This window comes from Paracoccus simplex (assembly GCF_042648325.1).
Lineage (GTDB): Bacteria > Pseudomonadota > Alphaproteobacteria > Rhodobacterales > Rhodobacteraceae > Paracoccus > Paracoccus simplex.
This window is the reverse complement of record NZ_JBHRXE010000043.1, coordinates 113,442-130,551: the sequence shown is the minus strand read 5'-3', so window position 1 is coordinate 130,551 and position 17,110 is coordinate 113,442. Positions and strand designations below refer to the sequence as shown.

Genomic DNA, 17,110 nt, shown 5'->3' with positions numbered 1-17,110 from the left:
GCGCCGGGCTGGACCTTCCGGCGCGGCTGGCCTATCGCGCGGCCCAAAAGCCGGCCTTGGGCGGCGGCATCGCCGCGACCGGACCGGCGCGTTGGACACGACCATGACCCTGACCCTGACCAGAAGACGCATCCTGACCTTTGCGCTGGCCGCCGTCGGCGGGGCCCTGTTTCTGGCACTGCGCCTGCCGCTGCCCCTGCTGCTGGGCCCGATGCTGGCCTGCCTGATCGCGGCGCTGGCCGGGGCGCCGCTGGCCGGGGCGGGCGGCTTCGGCATCTTCATGCGCACCTTCCTGGGCGTGGCCGTCGGCGCCTCGATCACCCCACAGGTGCTGGGCGAACTGCCCGAGATCGCCGCCTCGCTGGTGCTGGTGCCGGTCTTCATCGGCGCCATCGCCCTGGTCGGCTATCCGCTGTTCCGGCGGGTCTTCGGCTTCGACCACCCGACCGCCTGGTATGCGGCCATGCCGGGCGGCCTGCAGGACATGCTGGTCTTCGGCGAGGAGGCGGGCGGCGACGTGCGCGCCCTGTCGCTGATCCATGCCACCCGCGTGCTGGTCATCGTCACCGTGGCGCCGCTGATCATGCAAAGCTTCTGGGGCGTGGACCTGTCGCAGCCGCCGGGCGCGCCGATCCGCGGCACCGACCCCATCGAGATCGGGCTGATGGTCGCCGCCGGGCTTGTCGGCTGGAAGCTGGCCGAGCGGCTGGGCCTGTTCGGCGCCTCGATCCTGGGGCCGATGGTGCTGGCGGCGGGACTGTCGCTGTCGGGACTGATCCAGCACCGCCCGCCGGCCGAGATCATCCAGGCCGCGCAATTCTTCATCGGCGTCGCGGTCGGGGTGAAATATGTCGGCATCACCGGCCGCGAGCTGCGCATCGACGTGACCGCGGGGCTGGTCTATGCGATGTTCCTGGCCCTGATCAGCCTGGCCTTCATCGAACTGATCACCCATCTGGGGCTGGCGCCGACGCTGGATGCCTTCCTGGCCTATCTGCCGGGCGGGCAGGCCGAGATGGTGGTGATCGCCATCATCGCCGGGGCGGATCTGGCCTATGTGGTCAGCCACCATCTGCTGCGCATGATCATCGTCATCACCCTGTCGCCGCTGGTCTCGAAACTGGTCGAGCGCCGGCGCTAGAGGAAATTTTGCGGGTCGATGTCCACCGCCAGCCGCAGGTTGGCGGGGGCTTTCGGCGCGGCTGCCAGCCATTGCGCGATGGCGCCCTGCACCGGCGCCTGGCGCGGCGCGCGGACCAGCATCCGCACCCGGAAACGGGCGCGGATGCGGGCGATGGGCGCCGGGGCCGGGCCGAACAGCTCGGCGCCGATGCTGCGCAGCGGCTCGGCCCGGCGAGCCAGCTCGCGGGCGTAATCCTCGACCACCGGCTGGTCGGGATGCGACAGGATGATCCCCGCCAGCCGGCCAAAGGGCGGCATCCCCGCCGCCTGCCGCGCCGCCGCCTCGGCATCCCAGAACGCCTCGTCCTCGCCCGAGAGGATGGCGCGGATCACCGGATGCTCGGGCTGATAGGTCTGCAGAAGCGCCAGCCCGCGCGCATCGCCGCCTTCGCGCCCGGCCCGGCCGGCGACCTGCCGCATCAACTGGAAGCTGCGCTCGGCCGCGCGCAGGTCGGCGCCCTGCAAACCCAGGTCGGCGTCGATCACCCCCACCAGCGTCAGGCGCGGGAAGTTGTGGCCCTTGGCGACGATCTGCGTGCCGATGATGATGTCGGTTGCGCCGGCGCCGATCTCGGCGATCGCCTCCTTCAGCGCCCGGGCGGAATGGAACAGGTCCGAGGACAGCACCGTCGCCTTCGCCTCGGGGAAACGCTCGGCCACCTCCTCGGCCAGCCGCTCGACGCCGGGGCCGATGGCGGTCATCTTGCCCTCGACGCCGCAGGACGGGCAGGCGGTCGGGATCGGCCTGGTCGCGCCGCATTGGTGGCAGACCAGGCGGTTCTGGAAACGATGCTCGACCATGCGGGCGTCGCACTGGTCGCAGCCGATCTGCTGGCCGCAGGCGCGGCAGGCGGTGATCGGCGCATAGCCGCGCCGGTTCAAAAACAGCAGCGACTGCTCGCCGCGCTCCTTGCGCAGCGCGATTTCGGCGGCAAGGCGCGGGCTGATCCAGCGGCCCTTCTCCATCTCCTGCCGGCGCAGGTCGATGGTGCCCATCTCGGGCAGGTCCGCCGTGCCATAGCGGGCGCGCAGGTCGAGGCGGCGGTATTTCCCCGACGCCGCATTCACCCAGCTTTCGACCGAGGGCGTGGCCGAGGCCAGCACCACCTGCGCGGCTTCGACGCTGGCGCGCAGCACCGCCATGTCGCGGGCGCTGTAATAGACCGCATCCTCCTGCTTGTAGCTGGAATCGTGCTCCTCATCGACGACGATCAGGCCCAGATCGGCAAAGGGCAGGAACAAGGCCGAGCGGGCGCCGACCACCATGCCGACGCTATGCGTCGCCGCCATGGTCCAGAGCCGCCGCCTTTCGCTGCGGGTGATGCCCGAATGCCATTCGCCGGGCCGGGCGCCGAAGCGCGCCTCGACCCGGTCGAGGAATTCGGCCGACAGCGCGATCTCGGGCAACAGCACCAGCGCCTGCCGGCCCTGCCGCAGGCATTCGGCGACGGCTTCCAGATAGACCTCGGTCTTGCCCGAGCCGGTGACGCCGCGCAGCAGCGTGGTGCCATAGCCGCGGCGCTTCAGCGCATCGCGCAGGCTTTCCGCGGCCTCGGCCTGATCCTCGGCCAGCGGCTTGCCGGGCAGATTCGGATCGAGGCGCGGATAGGGCAGATCGCGCGGCGCCAGCACCTCGGCCAGCGTGCCGGCCTTGACCAGCCCCTGCACCACGCCCGGGCTGACCCCGGCCAGCTGCGCCAGCTCCGCCGGCGCGAAGCCGGCGCCGCCGTGATCCTCGATCACCCGCAAGACGGCGGCGCGGGCATCGGTCATGCGCGCCGGCTCCGGCCCGGCGCGATGCATGATGCGCCGGGCCGAGGGCGGCTGGTCCAGGTCCGGCGCCCGCGTCGCCATGCGCAGCAGCGAGGGCAGCGGCGTCAGGGTGTATTCGCCCATGCGCATCAGGAATTCGATCATCCCCGGCGCCAGCGGCGGCGCGTCGATCAGCCGCGCCACCGGCCGCAGCTTCGCCGCGTCGAAATCGCCGACCCCCGGCCCCCAGACCGCGCCCATCACCCGGCGCGGGCCCAGCGGCACCACAACCAGCTGGCCCAGCCGCACGCCGCCCTCGGGCGCAAGATAGTCGAGCACGCCGACCACCTCCTGCGTCAGCACCGCGATGCGCGCGCCATGGGGATAGAACAGCGGCGGGACCATCTCAGGCCGGCATCGCGGCCAGGCCGATCAGCAGGAACAGCGGCCAGTTGCCGATCAGGAACGGGCCGGCGGCCAGGGCCGGCAACAGGGCGACGAGATCGGGCTGCAAGGCTTCCAAAACGTTCTCCGTTTGCATGCGGTCGGAATAGTGGCATGGCGGCGCCACGCCCCGCAAGCCGCGCAGGCCGGACTTCACGCGCCGGCTGTTATGCGCTAAACCCACGGCAAAACCGCAAGAAGGGCTTCCTCCGATGAAATTCTTTGTCGATACCGCCGACGTCGCCGCCATCCGCGAGCTGAACGACCTTGGCATGGTGGACGGCGTCACCACCAACCCGTCGCTGATCCTGAAATCGGGCCGCGACATCCTGGAGGTCACCAAGGAGATCTGCGACATCGTCGAAGGTCCGGTCAGCGCCGAGGTCGTGGCCGCCAAGGCCGAGGACATGATCCGCGAGGGCGAGCACCTGGTGAAGATCGCCCCGAACATCACCGTCAAGGTGCCGCTGACCTGGGACGGGCTGAAAGCCTGCAAGGCGCTGTCGTCGCAAGGCCACAAGGTCAACGTGACGCTGTGCTTCAGCGCCGCGCAGGCGATCCTGGCCGCCAAGGCCGGCGCCAGCTTCATCAGCCCCTTCATCGGCCGGCTCGACGACATCAATTTCGACGGCATGGAGCTGATCGCCCAGATCCGCGAGATCTACGACAATTACGACTTCCAGACCGAAATCCTCGCGGCCTCGATCCGCTCGGTGAACCACATCACCGACGCCGCCCGCATCGGCGCCGATGTCATCACCGCCCCGCCCGCCGTCATCAAGGCGATGGCGAATCACGTGCTGACCGACAAGGGCCTGGAACAGTTCAACGCCGACTGGGCCAAGACCGGGCAGAAGATCGTCTGATGACCGAGCAGACCGCGGCCGAACTGACCGAGGATCTGCGCGCCCGGCTGCTGGCGCAGCCCGAGCTGATCCTCTCCGACCGCGACCTGATGCGCGCGCTGATCGGCGCGCGCGAGGCCGAGGTGGGCGAGAACGTCATCGACATCCGCGGCCGCGCCATGCAGGCGCTGGAATCGCGGCTCGACCGGCTCGAGGCGGCGCATGAATCGGTGATCTCGGCCGCCTATGACAACCAGTCGGGGATGAACACCATCCACCGCGCCGTGCTGTCGCTGCTGGAGCCGACCGATTTCGAGGAATTCCTGGAAAACCTCGATATCGCCGTGGCGCCGATCCTGCGGGTGGAGACCCTGCGGCTGGTGATGGAATCGGGCGGCGAGATCCCGGCGCCCGAGGCCAGCGGCCCGCTGGTCATCGCCCCCGCCGGCACGGTGGCACGGCTGATCTCGGGCGGGCGGCGGATGCCGCGCGGCGACGACATCGTGCTGCGCCGCGTGGCGCGCGAGACCCTGCCCGTCCATGGCGAGGCCCGCGCCCCGATCCGCTCCGAAGTGCTGCTGCCCATCGACCTCGGCCCCGGCCGCTTGCCGGCGCTGCTGCTGATGGGCTCGGCCGATCTCGGGCGCTTCAACCCGGCGCAGGGCACCGATCTTCTGCGCTTCTTCGGCCAGGCTTTCCGGCTGGTGCTGATCTCCTGGCTCAGGAAATGACCGGCGGGGCCGAGCCTTTGGCGCTGGCCCCGGCCATGGCCGACAATCTCGCGCGCTGGCTCGCCAGCGAGCGCGCGACCCGCGACCGTTCCGACCATACCATCCGCGCCTATCAGGCCGACCTGCTGGCCTTCCTGGCCTTCCTCGGCGGCTATCACGGCACACCCGCCCTGCCGGCGACGCTGGGCCAGCTGACGCAATCCGACATGCGCGCCTTTGCCGCCGCCGAACGCGGGCGCGGGCTTTCGGCCCGCTCGCTGGCGCGCAGGCTGTCGGCGACGCGCAGCTTCATCCGCTGGATGTCGGACCGGCACGGCTTCGACGCCTCCAGGGCGCTGGCCTCGCGCAGCCCGAAATTCACCCGCTCGCTGCCCCGGCCGCTGGCCCCGGACCAGGCCGAGGCGCTGCTGGAGATCGCCGGCGCCGCCCATCCCGAGGCCTGGATCGCCGCCCGCGACACGGCGGTGCTGACGCTGCTCTATGGCTGCGGGCTGCGCATCTCCGAGGCGCTGGGGCTCGACGGCGCCGACTGGCCCTTCCGCGAGGCTCTGACCATCCGCGGCAAGGGCGGCAAGGAACGCCAGGTGCCGGTGCTGCCCGTGGCGCGCCAGGCGATCGCCGAATACCTGCGCCTCTGCCCCTACCCGCTGGAACCGGCGGCGGCGCTGTTTCGCGGCGCGCGTGGCGGCCGGCTGAACCCGGCGCTGATCTCGGCCGCCATGCGCCAGCTTCGGCAGGTCATGGGCCTGCCGCCGACCGCCACGCCGCATGCGCTGCGCCATTCCTTCGCCACGCATCTGCTGGCGGCGGGCGGAGACCTGCGCACCATCCAGGAACTGCTGGGCCATGCGAGCCTGTCCACGACCCAGGTCTATACCGGGGTGGACGACGCCCGGTTGCTGGAAACCTATCGCGCCGCCCATCCCCGCGCCTGAACGGTTTCACCGTTTCCCAAATACCCTCCGCAACCGCGCCGCCGGCACCGACGCCGCCCCGCAGGCGCGCCCGCGACCGCATCCGCCCGACCAGCACGCCCGCGGCCGGCCCGCCGGGGGCGGCTTTACAATCCCGCCGCGCCGCCGCAAAGGAGAGCCCATGTTCGATCTCTCCCTCGATCTCGTGCTGATGCTGGTGGGCGCCGCCTTCGCGGCCGGATTCGTCGATGCCATCGCCGGCGGCGGCGGGCTCATCACCGTGCCGGCGCTGCTGCTGGCCGGGCTGCCGCCGGCGCAGGCCCTGGCCACCAACAAGGTGCAGGGCGTCTTCGGCGCGGCGACGGCGGCGATCTCCTATGCCCGCCGCGGGCTGGTCGATCCGCGCCTGCAACTGCCCGAGGCGGCGGTGGCCTTCGTCGCCGGGCTTTGCGGCGCGGCGCTGGTCAGCTGGATCCCGACGCAGGCGCTGCGCTACGGGCTGCCGCTGGTGCTGATCGGCATCGCGGTGTTCTTCGCGCTGAAGCCGGGACTGGACGATACCGACCGCATGCGCCGCATCACCCCCCTGGCCTTCACCGCCAGCGTGGTGCCCGTCGTCGCCTTCTATGACGGGCTGGTCGGACCCGGCACCGGCTCGTTCTTCATGCTGGGCTTCGTCATGCTGGCGGGCTACGGCATCCTCAAGGCCACCGCGCATACCAAGCTGCTGAACTTCGCCTCGAACCTGGGCGGGCTGGTCGCCTTCGCCGCAGTGGGCAAGCCGCTCTGGCTGCTCGGCGCCGCCATGGCGGTGGCGCAGATCGCCGGCGCCATGCTGGGCGCGCGGCTGGCGATGCGGATCGGCGCCAGGGTGATCAAGCCGCTGCTGGTCGTCACCTCGACCGCCCTGGCGCTGCGGCTGATCTGGCAGCTGCTCTGATCCCGGCCGGACCGGCCTCCGGTCAGCCGGGAAAGCCGCGGGCGCGGCGCATCTCGCCGGTCTCGAAGCCGCGCCAGTTGCGGATCGGCCCGGTCAGGTATTTCTGCACCACCGGGTCGCTGTCCTCCAGCAGCCCCAGATGCACCATCAGCGCCGCGATCGCCGCCTCGGCGCCGCGGGTGCCGCCATCGGCGATCTTCAGCGCGATGCCCAGGCCCCGGCCGGGGACGATGCCGACGAAGACCGCCTCGGCCCCGGTCTTGACGGCGGCGCGGCCCTTCATGGCCCGCATCAGCTCGGTGCAGGCCCGGCCCTCGCCGGCGACCAGCTCGGGATGGGCGATCATCGCCTCGACCAGCCGGCGCTGCGCCGCGCCGCGCCGGCCCAGCCCCGGCTGCGCGAACGAGGCCATGGCCCGGGCCAGCCCCTCGACCGTGCAGGCGAAATTCGGGGCTGAGCAGCCGTCGATGCCCCAGCCGGCGGCGGTCTCGCCCGTCACCTCCTCGAAGGCGCGGCGCACGGCGCGCTGCACTGGGTGGTCGATCTCGACATATTCCGGTCCGGCCTTCATGTGCCGTTTCAGCGTCAGGAAACCGGCATGCTTGCCCGAGCAATTGTTGTGGATCTGGCAGGGCCGGCTGTCCGAGCAGAGCAGCCGCCGGTGCTCCTCGGGATCGCGCGGCATATGGGCGCCGCAGCGCAGGTCCTCCTCCTCGAGGCCCAGCTCGGCAAGCCAGCGTTCGACCCGGCCGGTATGGATGCGCCCGCCGTTATGGCTGGCGCAGGCCAGGGCCAGCTGTTCGTCGCCCAGCCCCGCCGCATCGGCCGCGCCGCTTTCGATCAGCGGCAGCGCCTGGATCATCTTGCACGACGAACGCGGGAAGATCACCGTGCCGGGATTGCCCCAGGCCTCGACCACGCCCTCGGTGTCGCAGATCACCACATGACCCAGATGCGTGCTCTCGTGCAGGCCGCCGCGCCACAATTCGATGAGTCTAGCCGCAGTCATGGGTCGTTTTCCTCTGACAATCGCGCGATTTTCCACAAACGGGGGTTTTTCAACCCTTCAATTTCGCATTATCTTGCAGCCAGATGGTTGAAAACACCACCGTCATCGGCAACAAACCGGAACGAACCGGACCATGGCAGGAGACCAGAGCATGTTGAAATCCGCGCCGCGCGCCGCAGCGGCAGCCGCTGCAATCGCGATCGCCGCGTCTTCGCCGGTCCTGGCCCAGGACTCGACGAATGTCATCGGGACCGAGGGCGACTGGACCGTCTTCTCGGCGAACAGCCCCAAGGAATGCTGGGCCGTCTCGGCCCCGAAATCCACCCAGAACCTGGATTCCAGCGGCAATCCCAAGGAAGTGACGCGCGGCGACATCCGGCTTTACGTGGCCTATCGCCCCGGCCAGGGCGGCGAGGTCTCGTTCTCGGGCGGCTATCCCTTCGCCCCGGATTCGGCGGTCGAGGTGAATATCGGCGGCAATGTCTTCAAGCTGTTCACCGAAGGCGAAAGCGCCTGGACCGGCTCTCCGTCGGACGACAGCAAGCTGGTCTCGGCGCTGCGCGGCGGCTCGTCGGCGGTGATCACCGGCCGCTCGGCCCGCGGCACCGTGACCAAGGATACGTTCAGCCTGTCCGGCATCACCGCCGCGACCAACAAGGCGCAGTCGGCCTGCAAATAAGCCGCATCCGGCGGTTTCGGCAAAGGCAGGGGCTTCGGCCCCTGTTTTCTTTTGGGCCGCTTTGCCCTATATAGGCCCATTGCCCCCCTCGCCGCCCGGACCAGCCAGCCATGAACGCCCCGTCGCCCGTCACGCCCGCCGCCCCGATCACCCAGGACCTGCTGACCATCCCGCGCAAGCTGCCCGAGGCGGCGCGCCGCAACCTGGTCGGCCTGACGCGCGAACAGCTGCACGAGGCGCTGGTCGAGGCCGGCACCCCGGAACGGCAGGCGAAGATGCGCGTCGGCCAGGTCTGGCAATGGCTCTATCACTGGGGGGTGCGCGATTTCGCGCAGATGACCAACCTGGCCAAGGACTATCGCGCCCTGCTGGCCGAGAAGTTCGAGATCGCGCTGCCCGAGATCGTCACCCGCCAGATCAGCGCCGACGGCACCCGCAAATACCTGCTGCGCATCGCCGGCGGGCATGAGGTCGAGACGGTCTATATCCCCGAGGAGAACCGCGGCACGCTCTGCATCTCCTCCCAGGTCGGCTGCACGCTGACCTGTTCCTTCTGCCATACCGGCACGCAGAAGTTGGTGCGCAACCTGACGGCCGGGGAAATCGTCGGCCAGGTCATGGTCGCCCGCGACGACCTGGGCGAATGGCCGAAGCCGGGCGCCCCCAAGGACGAGACCCGGCTGGTCAGCAACGTGGTGCTGATGGGCATGGGCGAGCCGCTCTATAACTTCGACAATGTCCGCGACGCCATGAAGGTGGTGATGGATGGCGAGGGCATCAGCCTGTCGCGGCGCCGGATCACGCTCTCGACCAGCGGCATCGTCCCCGAGATCGCCAAGACCGCCGAGGAGATCGGCTGCCTGCTGGCGGTCAGCTTCCACGCCACCACCGACGCGGTGCGCGACAAGCTGGTGCCGGTGAACAAGAAGTGGAACATCGAGACGCTGCTGAACGCGCTGCGCGACTATCCGCGCCTGTCGAACAGCGAACGCATCACCTTCGAATATGTCATGCTGGACGGCGTGAACGACAGCGACGAGGACGCCCGCCGGCTGGTGAGGCTGATCCGCGGCATCCCGGCCAAGATCAACCTGATCCCGTTCAACGAATGGCCGGGCGTGGCCTACAAGCGCTCCAGCTGGGAGCGGATCGAGGCCTTTGCCGATATCGTCCACAAGGCCGGCTATGCCTCGCCGATCCGCACGCCGCGGGGCGAGGACATCATGGCCGCCTGCGGCCAGCTGAAATCCGCGACCGAGCGCGGCCGCAAGTCGCGGGCCGCGATCGCGGCCGAGGCAAGCGGCGCTGCCTGACCGCGCGCCATCCTGACCCCTGCAGCGGGCGGGGCTGCGCCCCCTCCCCCCTCCCGGTCCGCCGCAGGCGCGGCGGACTCTCCCTGCGGGGCCTTTCGGCAACGCGAAGCGGCCTGAAGCGGCCTCAGGCCAGGTCCAGCACCCGGCTTTCCTCGCGGCCGAAGCCCTGGATCTCGATCCGGTCCTGCTGGATCGAGACGATGGCGAAGCAGGACGTGTCCGGCGTGTCCACCATGCCGCGGAAATTCACGAAATGCTGCTTGCCGATGGCGCCGTAATTGCCGGCATGGTTGTGGCCGTTGAACCAGGCCAGGCAATGCGGATGCGCCTTGACCAGCTCGACGATGCGCTCGCTGTCCCAGAGATTGTGCTCGTTCGCCGGATAGACCGGGTAGTGGCACAGCAGGATGGCACGCTCCCCGGCCGCCTGCGCCGCCTTCAGCCGCTCGTCCAGCCAGGCGAATTGCTGATCCGACAGCGAGCCGTTCCAGCTTTGCGCGTTCTCGGCGCCGGTTTCCTTCAGCTTCGCCAGCCGCTCCTCGGCCAGGGCGCGGCGCGGATCGTCCTTGGGCGGCGCGAAGGTCGAGACGTCGTTGCCGTCCACCACGATGAACCGGATGCCCTTGACCGCGAAATCGTAATACGGCGCCGGCATCCCGACGGTGCGGATCACCGAGGGGATCCATTCCGCCGGGTAGTCGTAATCGTGATTGCCCAGCAGGAAATGCTTGCGGTGCTTCAGCCGGTCATAGACCGGCAGGATATGACCGTAGCTTTCCCAATGCCGGTCGATGATGTCGCCCAGCGTCACCACGAATTCCAGGTCGTCGTGCCGGTTCAGCTCGGCGATGGCCGCGTCCAGCTTCCACAGCGAATTGCCATAGAAGCGGGTGGCGGTGGCATTGGGGACGACCGGCGCGAATTGCGGGTCGCTGATCACCCCGAAGCGGAAGGGGGTGAAGCCGGCCGGGGCGGTGGCGCCGTCCTGCGCCAGGGCGGCCGTGCCGGCGGCGGCGGTCGAGACGAGGGCGGCGGCGGCCGGGGCCGCTGCCAGCAGATCGCGACGGGTGAACATGGTCGGTTCTCCAGAAAGAAGTGATGGAATGCGCCCCGCTTAGCGGGCTTCCTTGACGGCAGGGTGACACCATTGCCCGCCGCCCGGCTTCACGATTCCGGCACAATCGCCGGTGAACTTGCCCCTTGCGGCCTGCGGTCGTAGAAGCGTCCCGATCCGCGAGAGAGGTGCCGCATGACCCAGCCGACACATCCGAAACCCGTCGTCCTGTGCATCCTGGACGGCTGGGGCATTTCGGACCGCCCCGAGCAGAGCGCCCCCGACCAGGCCAGCACGCCGAATTTCGACCGGCTGATGCGCGACTGCCCGCACGGGACGCTGGTGACCTTCGGACCGGATGTCGGCCTGCCCAAGGGCCAGATGGGCAATTCCGAGGTCGGCCATACCAATATCGGCGCCGGCCGCGTGGTGGCCATGGACCTGGGCCAGATCGACCTGGCCATCGAGGATGGCAGCTTCTATGAAAACCCCGCTCTGGCCGAGTTCATCCGCAAGCTGAAGGCCAGCCGCGGCACCGCGCATCTGATGGGCGTGGTCTCGGATGGCGGCGTGCACGGCCATATCCAGCATGTGATCGCCGCTGCCCGCGCCATCGCCGACAAGGGCGTGCCGGTGGTGGTCCATGCCATCACCGACGGCCGCGACGTGCCGCCGAAATCCGCCCCGGGATTCGTGACCGAGCTGCGCGGCGCGCTGCCGCCCTCGGTGCGGATCGGCACGGTGATCGGCCGCTATTACGCCATGGACCGCGACAACCGCTGGCAGCGGGTGGAGCGCGCCTATGCCGCCATGGTGCGCGGCGAGGGGCTGGCCGCGCCGGACGCCATCGAAGCGGTGGCGGCGGCCTATGCCCGCGACGAAACCGACGAGTTCATCCAGCCCACGGCGATCGACGGCTATCAGGGCGCCAGGGACGGCGACGGCTTCTTCTGCCTGAACTTCCGCGCCGACCGGGCGCGCGAGATCCTCGCCGCCATCGGCCAGCCGGACTTTTCCGCCTTCGAGACCGGCCGGCGGCCGCAATGGGCGGCGTTGCTGGGCATGGTGGACTATTCGGCCAGCCATGACGAATACATGGATGCGGCCTATCCCAAGCGGCAGGTGGTGAACACGCTGGGCGCCTGGGTCGCCGCCAAGGGCCTGCGCCAGTTCCGCCTGGCCGAGACCGAGAAATACCCGCATGTCACCTTCTTCCTGAACGGCGGCAAGGAAACCCCCGAACCGGGCGAGGACCGCTTCATGCCGCAAAGCCCCAAGGTCGCGACCTACGACCTGGCGCCCGAGATGGCCGCGCCCGAGGTCAGCGCCAAGCTGGTCCAGGCGATCGGGGCCGGCTACGACCTGATCGTGGTGAATTACGCCAACCCGGACATGGTCGGCCATACCGGCAGCCTGCCCGCCGCGATCCGCGCCTGCGAGGCGGTGGACAAGGGCCTGAGCATGATGCTGGAAGCGCTGGAGCAATCCGGCGGCGCCGCGGTGATCATCGCCGATCACGGCAATTGCGAGACCAGCATCGACCCCGAGACCGGCGGCCCGCATACCGCCCATACCACCAACCCGGTGCCGGTGATCGTCTTCGGCGGGCCCAGGGGCGCGACGCTGCGCAACGGCCGGCTGGCCGATGTCGCGCCGACGGTGCTGGACCTGATGGGCCTGCCCCTGCCGCCCGAGATGACCGGGCATTCGCTGATCGAGCGCGCATGAGACCGAAGCTGCTTCTGCCGGTGATCGTGGCCTTCGGCCTCGGCTCCATGGCCCCGGCCCAGCCAGCGACGCCCGCGCAGGGCGATTCGCAGCTGAACCAGGCCGCCGAGGAGGCCGCCGAGGCCGCCGACATGCTGCGCACCGCCCTGGGCCAGCTGGACGAGGCGCTGACCGAGGACGACCAGGTCGCCTCGCTGACCCGGATGATCCGCGCCTATGAGCAGGGCCTGTCGGCGCTGCGCGACGGGCTGCGCCGCGCCGGCGTGCGCGAGCAGGAGATCCGCGCCGAATTCGACGCCCGGCGCGAGCGGCTGGGCCGGGTGCTGGGGGTGATGACCTCGATGCAAAAATCGCCCGAGACCATGCTGCTGCTGCATCCCGCGGGGCCCGAATCCTCGGCCCGGGCCGGCATGGTCCTGGCCTCGGTGGCGCCGGGGCTGGAGGCCGAGGCGCGCGAGATGCAGCAGCAGCTCGAGGAGATCCGCCAGGTCCGCACCATCCAGCTGAACGCCGCCAACACCCTGGCCCAGGGGCTTGGCCAGGTGCAGGAAGCCCGGCGGCTGCTGGCCTCGGCCGTCACCGACCGCTCCAGCCTGCCGGTGCGCTTCGGCGAGGATCCCAAGGAACTGACGGCGCTGGTGCAATCGGCCGACACGCTGGACGCCTTCGCCGCCGGCATCGACGGCATGGAGCAGGACATCGGCGCGCCCATGGCCGATTTCGAGGGTGCGCAGGGCAGCCTGGCCCTGCCGGCCCTGGGCAAGGTGCTGCGCCGCTACAACGAACCGGACGCCGCGGGCGTCGAGCGGCCGGGGCTGGTCATCGCCACCGCGCCGGCGGCGCTGGTCACGACGCCATGGCCGGCGACGATCCGCTATCGCGGGCCGCTGCTCGATTACGGCAATGTGATGATCGTTGAGCCCGCGCGCGGCTATCTGATGATATTTGCCGGTCTGGCGCAGGTCTTCGGCGAGACGGGCGACGTGCTGGCGGCAGGCGAGCCGGTGGGCCTGATGGGCGGGCAGGAACCGCCCGCGCAGGAGTTCGGGGCCGAATTCGTCGCCAGCGCAGCCATGGGAGGCAGTGCTGGACAGACCGAGACACTGTATGTTGAACTTCGCAGAGGCAAGGAAACACTGGACCCGGCAGAGTGGTTCGTGATGAATCCCATTGTCGGCGAGGCCGCAGACGAAACAGGCCGCAACGCAACCGGGCAGGACGGAACGGAATGAAACACTATCTTCTGGCAGGGGCGATCGGCACGCTTGCGGGCGCGGTCGTCGCCACGCAATTCGCCGGCCCCCTGGTCGCACAGGAAACGGGCAAGAACGCCTCGGTCTATGAACAGCTCGACCTGTTCGGCAATGTCTTCGAGCGGGTGCGCGCCGACTATGTCGAACAGGTGGACGACAAGAAGCTGATCGAGGCGGCGATCAACGGCATGCTGACCTCGCTCGACCCGCACAGCTCGTTCCTGTCGGCCAAGGATTACGAGGACATGCAGACCCAGACCCGCGGCAGCTTCGGCGGCCTCGGCATCGAGGTCGGGCAGGAGGACGGGCTGGTCAAGGTCATCTCGCCCATCGACGACACCCCCGCCGCCGAGGCCGGCGTGAAGGCCGGCGACTTCATCACCCATGTGAACGGCGAATCGCTGATGGGGCTGAACCTCGACGAGGCGGTCGAGAAGATGCGCGGCCCGGTCGGATCGGAAATCAAGATCACCATCCTGCGCGAGGGCGAGAAGGAACCCTTCGACCTGACCATCACCCGCGACGTCATCAAGCTGACGGTGGTCAAGACCCGGATCGAGGGCCATGCCGTGGTGCTGCGCGTCACCACCTTCAACGACGAGACCATGGAGACCCTGCGGACCGAGATGGCCAAGGCCATCAAGGATGCCGGTGGCATCGACAAGGTGAACGGCTTCGTGCTGGACCTGAGGAACAACCCGGGCGGTCTGCTGAACCAGGCCATCGAGGTCTCGGACGCCTTTCTCGACAAGGGCGAGATCGTCTCGACCCGCGGCCGCAAGCCCGAGGAGAGCGAGCGCTGGAACGCCAAGCCGGGCGATCTGGCCGAAGGCAAGCCGATGGTGGCACTGATCAACGGCGGTTCCGCCTCGGCCTCGGAAATCGTCACCGGCGCGCTGCAGGACCACCGCCGCGCCATCGTCGTCGGCACCAAGAGCTTCGGCAAGGGCTCGGTGCAGACGGTGATGCCGGTGACCGCGGAAAGCGCCATCCGGCTGACCACGGCGCGTTATTACACGCCCTCGGGCCGCTCGATCCAGTCGCTGGGCATCCAGCCCGACATCATCGTCGAGCAGCCGACGCCCAAGCCCGAGGACGAGGCCGAGGCCGAGAACGGCGGCAAGCCGCGGACCGAGTCGAAATTCCTCAGCTCGGAAGCCGATCTGCGCGGGGCGCTGAACAACGATTCCATCAGCGACGAGGAGCGCAAGCAGATCGAGGAGGAGGCCAAGGAGGTCGAGGCCACCGCCAAGCTGCGCGAGGAGGACTACCAGCTCGCCTATGCGGTGGACATCCTCAAGGGCCTGTCGGCGATGGATTACAACGCCAAGACCGTGCCCGAGACGGCCAAGCCCGCCAATACCGGCGAGGACGCGGCCCAGGGCGCGCAGACGCAATGACCGAGCTGCTGGGGCCTTCGGGCCTGCCCTATCGGCCCTGCGCCGGCGTGGTGCTGATCAACCCGGCCGGGCTGGTCTTTGCCGGGCGGCGCATCGACAATCCCGGCCCGGCCTGGCAGATGCCGCAAGGCGGCATCGACCCGGGCGAGACCCCGCGCGACGCGGCGCTGCGCGAGCTGGTCGAGGAAACCGGCGTCACCACCGAGCTGGTCGATGTGGTGGCGGAAACCCCGGATTGGGTGACCTATGACCTGCCGCCCGAGTTGCTGGGCAAGGTCTGGAAGGGCCGATACGGCGGCCAGAAGCAGAAATGGTTCGCCATGCGCTTCCTGGGCCCGGACGAGGCGGTGCGGATCGCCACCGCACATCCCGAGTTCGACCGCTGGCAATGGATGCGGGCGGCGGATGTGGTTGAATCGATCGTGCCCTTCAAGCGCGACGTCTACGCCCGGGTCTTGGGCGAGTTCCGCAAGATCCTGGCCTGACCGCGCCTGTTGCGCGGCCGGTTTGGGTATTTATGCAACAGAGAAGGCAAGAGGGGGCGGCTTTGGACCGCCCCCTGTGTCGTTCAGCTGCGCAGCATGGCTAGCAGCCGGGTGTCGGCATAGCCGTCGGGCGTCACGCCGCGCGCGCGCTGGAAGGCCTTGATCGCCTCGCTCGACCGGCTGCCGAGCTTGCCGTCCACGCCGCCGGTGTCGAAGCCCTTGGCCATCAGCAGGCGCTGGATTTCCGCCTTTTCGCTGTTCGACAGCGTGCGGTCGCCGCGCGGCCAACTGCCCTGGATGCCGGCCCGGCCGGCGATGGCGTCGCCCAGATAGGCGACGGCCAGCGCGTAGCTGTCCGAGGCGTTGTATTTCAGGATGGCGCGGAAGTTTTCCGTGATCAGGAAAGCCGGGCCGCGCGACCCCGCCGGGGCGAGGATCGAGCCCGAGGGCACCGGCGCGCCGCTGAGCGTGCGCACGCCCATCGCCGCCCATTGGCTGCCGGAATGCTGCACCGACTTGCCGGCCTGGTTGAAGTCGAAGCCCTGCGGCAGGACGATCTCGGTGCCCCAGCTCTGGCCGGGGCGCCAGCCGTTCTGGCGCAGATAGCTGGCGGTCGAGGCCAGCGCGTCGGTCGGGTCGTCCGACCAGATGTCGCGGCGGCCGTCGCCGTTGAAATCGACGGCGTGGGAGAGGAAGGACGAGGGCATGAACTGCGTGTGACCCATGGCGCCGGCCCAGCTGCCGACCATATGGGCGTTGTCCACGTCGCCCGACTGGATGATGCGCAGCGCCGAGACCAGCTCGCCGGCGAAGAACGCGCCGCGCCTGCCGTCATAGGCCAGCGTCGCCAAGGCCGGCACGATCGGGGTGCTGCCGCGGCCGGCGCCGAAATTCGATTCCATGCCCCAGACCGCCAGCACCACCTCGCGCGGGACGCCGTAGCGCGACTCGATGGCGGACAGCGTGCCGGCATATTGCGCCGCCTTGGACCGGCCGGTCGCGACGCGCGTGCCGATGGCGCCGTCGAGATAATCCCAGATGGGCTTGGTGAATTCGCTCTGCTTGCGGTCGAGCGCGACGATGCTGGGCTGGTAATGCGCGCCGGCCATGGCGCTGTCGAAGGTGCCGGCCGAAATGCCGGCGGCCAGCGCGCGCGGCCGGAAGCTTTGCACCCAGTTCTGGAAGCCGGCCTCGGAGCCCTGCCCGCCGGCCGTGGGCAGCCCGCCGAAATTGCCGCCGATGCCGCCCGGACCCTGGTTCAGCGACACGCCGCAGCCCGCCAGGGCAAGGGTCAGCACGGCCGAGGTCGCGATGCGGGAAATGCGTCTGGTCATTCTGCCTGTCCGTTCCGTTGCTCGTTCATGGGCTTTTTTTCTGGTTG

Annotated in this window: 16 protein-coding genes; 11 read left to right on the top strand and 5 right to left on the bottom strand. The window is 69.5% G+C overall.

Annotated features, from left to right (window positions below):
- Positions 1-103: 103 nt before the first annotated feature.
- Positions 104-1,141: an AbrB family transcriptional regulator gene (locus ACFOMP_RS15770; RefSeq protein ID WP_289892911.1), complete on the top strand. Its 1,038-nt coding sequence runs from the start codon at positions 104-106 to the stop codon at positions 1,139-1,141.
- On the opposite strand, the gene ACFOMP_RS15765 is transcribed toward ACFOMP_RS15770, so the two are convergent.
- Together ACFOMP_RS15765 and ACFOMP_RS15760 are read right to left on the bottom strand one after the other, a co-directional pair.
- Complete coding sequence (locus ACFOMP_RS15765) at positions 1,138-3,339, bottom strand: primosomal protein N' (RefSeq protein ID WP_379032223.1); 2,202 nt, start codon at positions 3,337-3,339, stop codon at positions 1,138-1,140. The two genes, ACFOMP_RS15770 and ACFOMP_RS15765, sit on opposite strands and share 4 nt — an antisense overlap.
- Position 3,340: 1 nt before the next feature.
- Entirely contained in the window at positions 3,341-3,535 is a 195-nt protein-coding gene (locus ACFOMP_RS15760) for a hypothetical protein (protein ID WP_379032220.1), read from the bottom strand.
- A gap of 55 nt (positions 3,536-3,590) precedes the next feature.
- On the opposite strand from ACFOMP_RS15760, the gene fsa reads away from it, so the two are divergent.
- From fsa to ACFOMP_RS15740, 4 genes are all read left to right on the top strand, one after another.
- Positions 3,591-4,244: a fructose-6-phosphate aldolase gene (gene fsa / locus ACFOMP_RS15755; RefSeq protein ID WP_289892909.1), complete on the top strand. Its 654-nt coding sequence runs from the start codon at positions 3,591-3,593 to the stop codon at positions 4,242-4,244.
- Positions 4,244-4,954: a DUF484 family protein gene (locus ACFOMP_RS15750; protein ID WP_289892908.1), complete on the top strand. Its 711-nt coding sequence runs from the start codon at positions 4,244-4,246 to the stop codon at positions 4,952-4,954. Before fsa ends, ACFOMP_RS15750 begins: the two co-directional genes overlap by 1 nt.
- Positions 4,951-5,889, top strand: a complete 939-nt coding sequence (locus ACFOMP_RS15745) for a tyrosine recombinase XerC (protein ID WP_379032216.1) — start codon at positions 4,951-4,953, stop codon at positions 5,887-5,889. The genes ACFOMP_RS15750 and ACFOMP_RS15745 overlap by 4 nt, the downstream gene beginning before the upstream one ends.
- 160 nt (positions 5,890-6,049) lie before the next feature.
- The gene (locus ACFOMP_RS15740) at positions 6,050-6,808 is read left to right on the top strand and encodes a TSUP family transporter (RefSeq protein WP_379032213.1); all 759 of its coding nucleotides are present in this window, start codon (positions 6,050-6,052) and stop codon (positions 6,806-6,808) included.
- Between the two features lie 22 nt (positions 6,809-6,830).
- Here the strand turns inward: ACFOMP_RS15740 and ACFOMP_RS15735 are convergent, their stop codons facing one another.
- Complete coding sequence (locus ACFOMP_RS15735; RefSeq protein WP_289892905.1) at positions 6,831-7,817, bottom strand: asparaginase; 987 nt, start codon at positions 7,815-7,817, stop codon at positions 6,831-6,833.
- 151 nt (positions 7,818-7,968) lie between these two features.
- On the opposite strand from ACFOMP_RS15735, the gene ACFOMP_RS15730 reads away from it, so the two are divergent.
- Together ACFOMP_RS15730 and rlmN are read left to right on the top strand one after the other, a co-directional pair.
- Positions 7,969-8,496 (top strand): invasion associated locus B family protein, encoded by a 528-nt coding sequence (locus ACFOMP_RS15730; protein WP_289894839.1) that lies wholly within the window; start codon positions 7,969-7,971, stop codon positions 8,494-8,496.
- 110 nt (positions 8,497-8,606) lie between these two features.
- Positions 8,607-9,809, top strand: coding sequence for a 23S rRNA (adenine(2503)-C(2))-methyltransferase RlmN (gene rlmN / locus ACFOMP_RS15725; RefSeq protein WP_379032210.1), 1,203 nt, complete (start codon positions 8,607-8,609; stop codon positions 9,807-9,809).
- Positions 9,810-9,933: 124 nt separating this feature from the next.
- Here rlmN and ACFOMP_RS15720 read toward each other — a convergent pair whose 3' ends face one another.
- Positions 9,934-10,884 (bottom strand): metallophosphoesterase, encoded by a 951-nt coding sequence (locus tag ACFOMP_RS15720; RefSeq protein WP_379032207.1) that lies wholly within the window; start codon positions 10,882-10,884, stop codon positions 9,934-9,936.
- Between the two features lie 174 nt (positions 10,885-11,058).
- Between ACFOMP_RS15720 and gpmI the strand changes: the two genes are divergently transcribed.
- From gpmI to ACFOMP_RS15700, 4 genes are read left to right on the top strand one after another with little or no spacing between them, the layout of a single operon-like run.
- Positions 11,059-12,591: a 2,3-bisphosphoglycerate-independent phosphoglycerate mutase gene (gene gpmI / locus ACFOMP_RS15715; protein WP_379032204.1), complete on the top strand. Its 1,533-nt coding sequence runs from the start codon at positions 11,059-11,061 to the stop codon at positions 12,589-12,591.
- Complete coding sequence (locus ACFOMP_RS15710) at positions 12,588-13,823, top strand: murein hydrolase activator EnvC family protein (RefSeq protein WP_289892901.1); 1,236 nt, start codon at positions 12,588-12,590, stop codon at positions 13,821-13,823. Before gpmI ends, ACFOMP_RS15710 begins: the two co-directional genes overlap by 4 nt.
- Positions 13,820-15,244, top strand: coding sequence for a S41 family peptidase (locus ACFOMP_RS15705; protein ID WP_379032201.1), 1,425 nt, complete (start codon positions 13,820-13,822; stop codon positions 15,242-15,244). Before ACFOMP_RS15710 ends, ACFOMP_RS15705 begins: the two co-directional genes overlap by 4 nt.
- Complete coding sequence (locus ACFOMP_RS15700; RefSeq protein ID WP_379032198.1) at positions 15,241-15,729, top strand: RNA pyrophosphohydrolase; 489 nt, start codon at positions 15,241-15,243, stop codon at positions 15,727-15,729. The genes ACFOMP_RS15705 and ACFOMP_RS15700 overlap by 4 nt, the downstream gene beginning before the upstream one ends.
- A gap of 83 nt (positions 15,730-15,812) precedes the next feature.
- Here the strand turns inward: ACFOMP_RS15700 and ACFOMP_RS15695 are convergent, their stop codons facing one another.
- Positions 15,813-17,063: a lytic murein transglycosylase gene (locus ACFOMP_RS15695; protein WP_379032195.1), complete on the bottom strand. Its 1,251-nt coding sequence runs from the start codon at positions 17,061-17,063 to the stop codon at positions 15,813-15,815.
- Positions 17,064-17,110 lie beyond the last annotated feature (47 nt).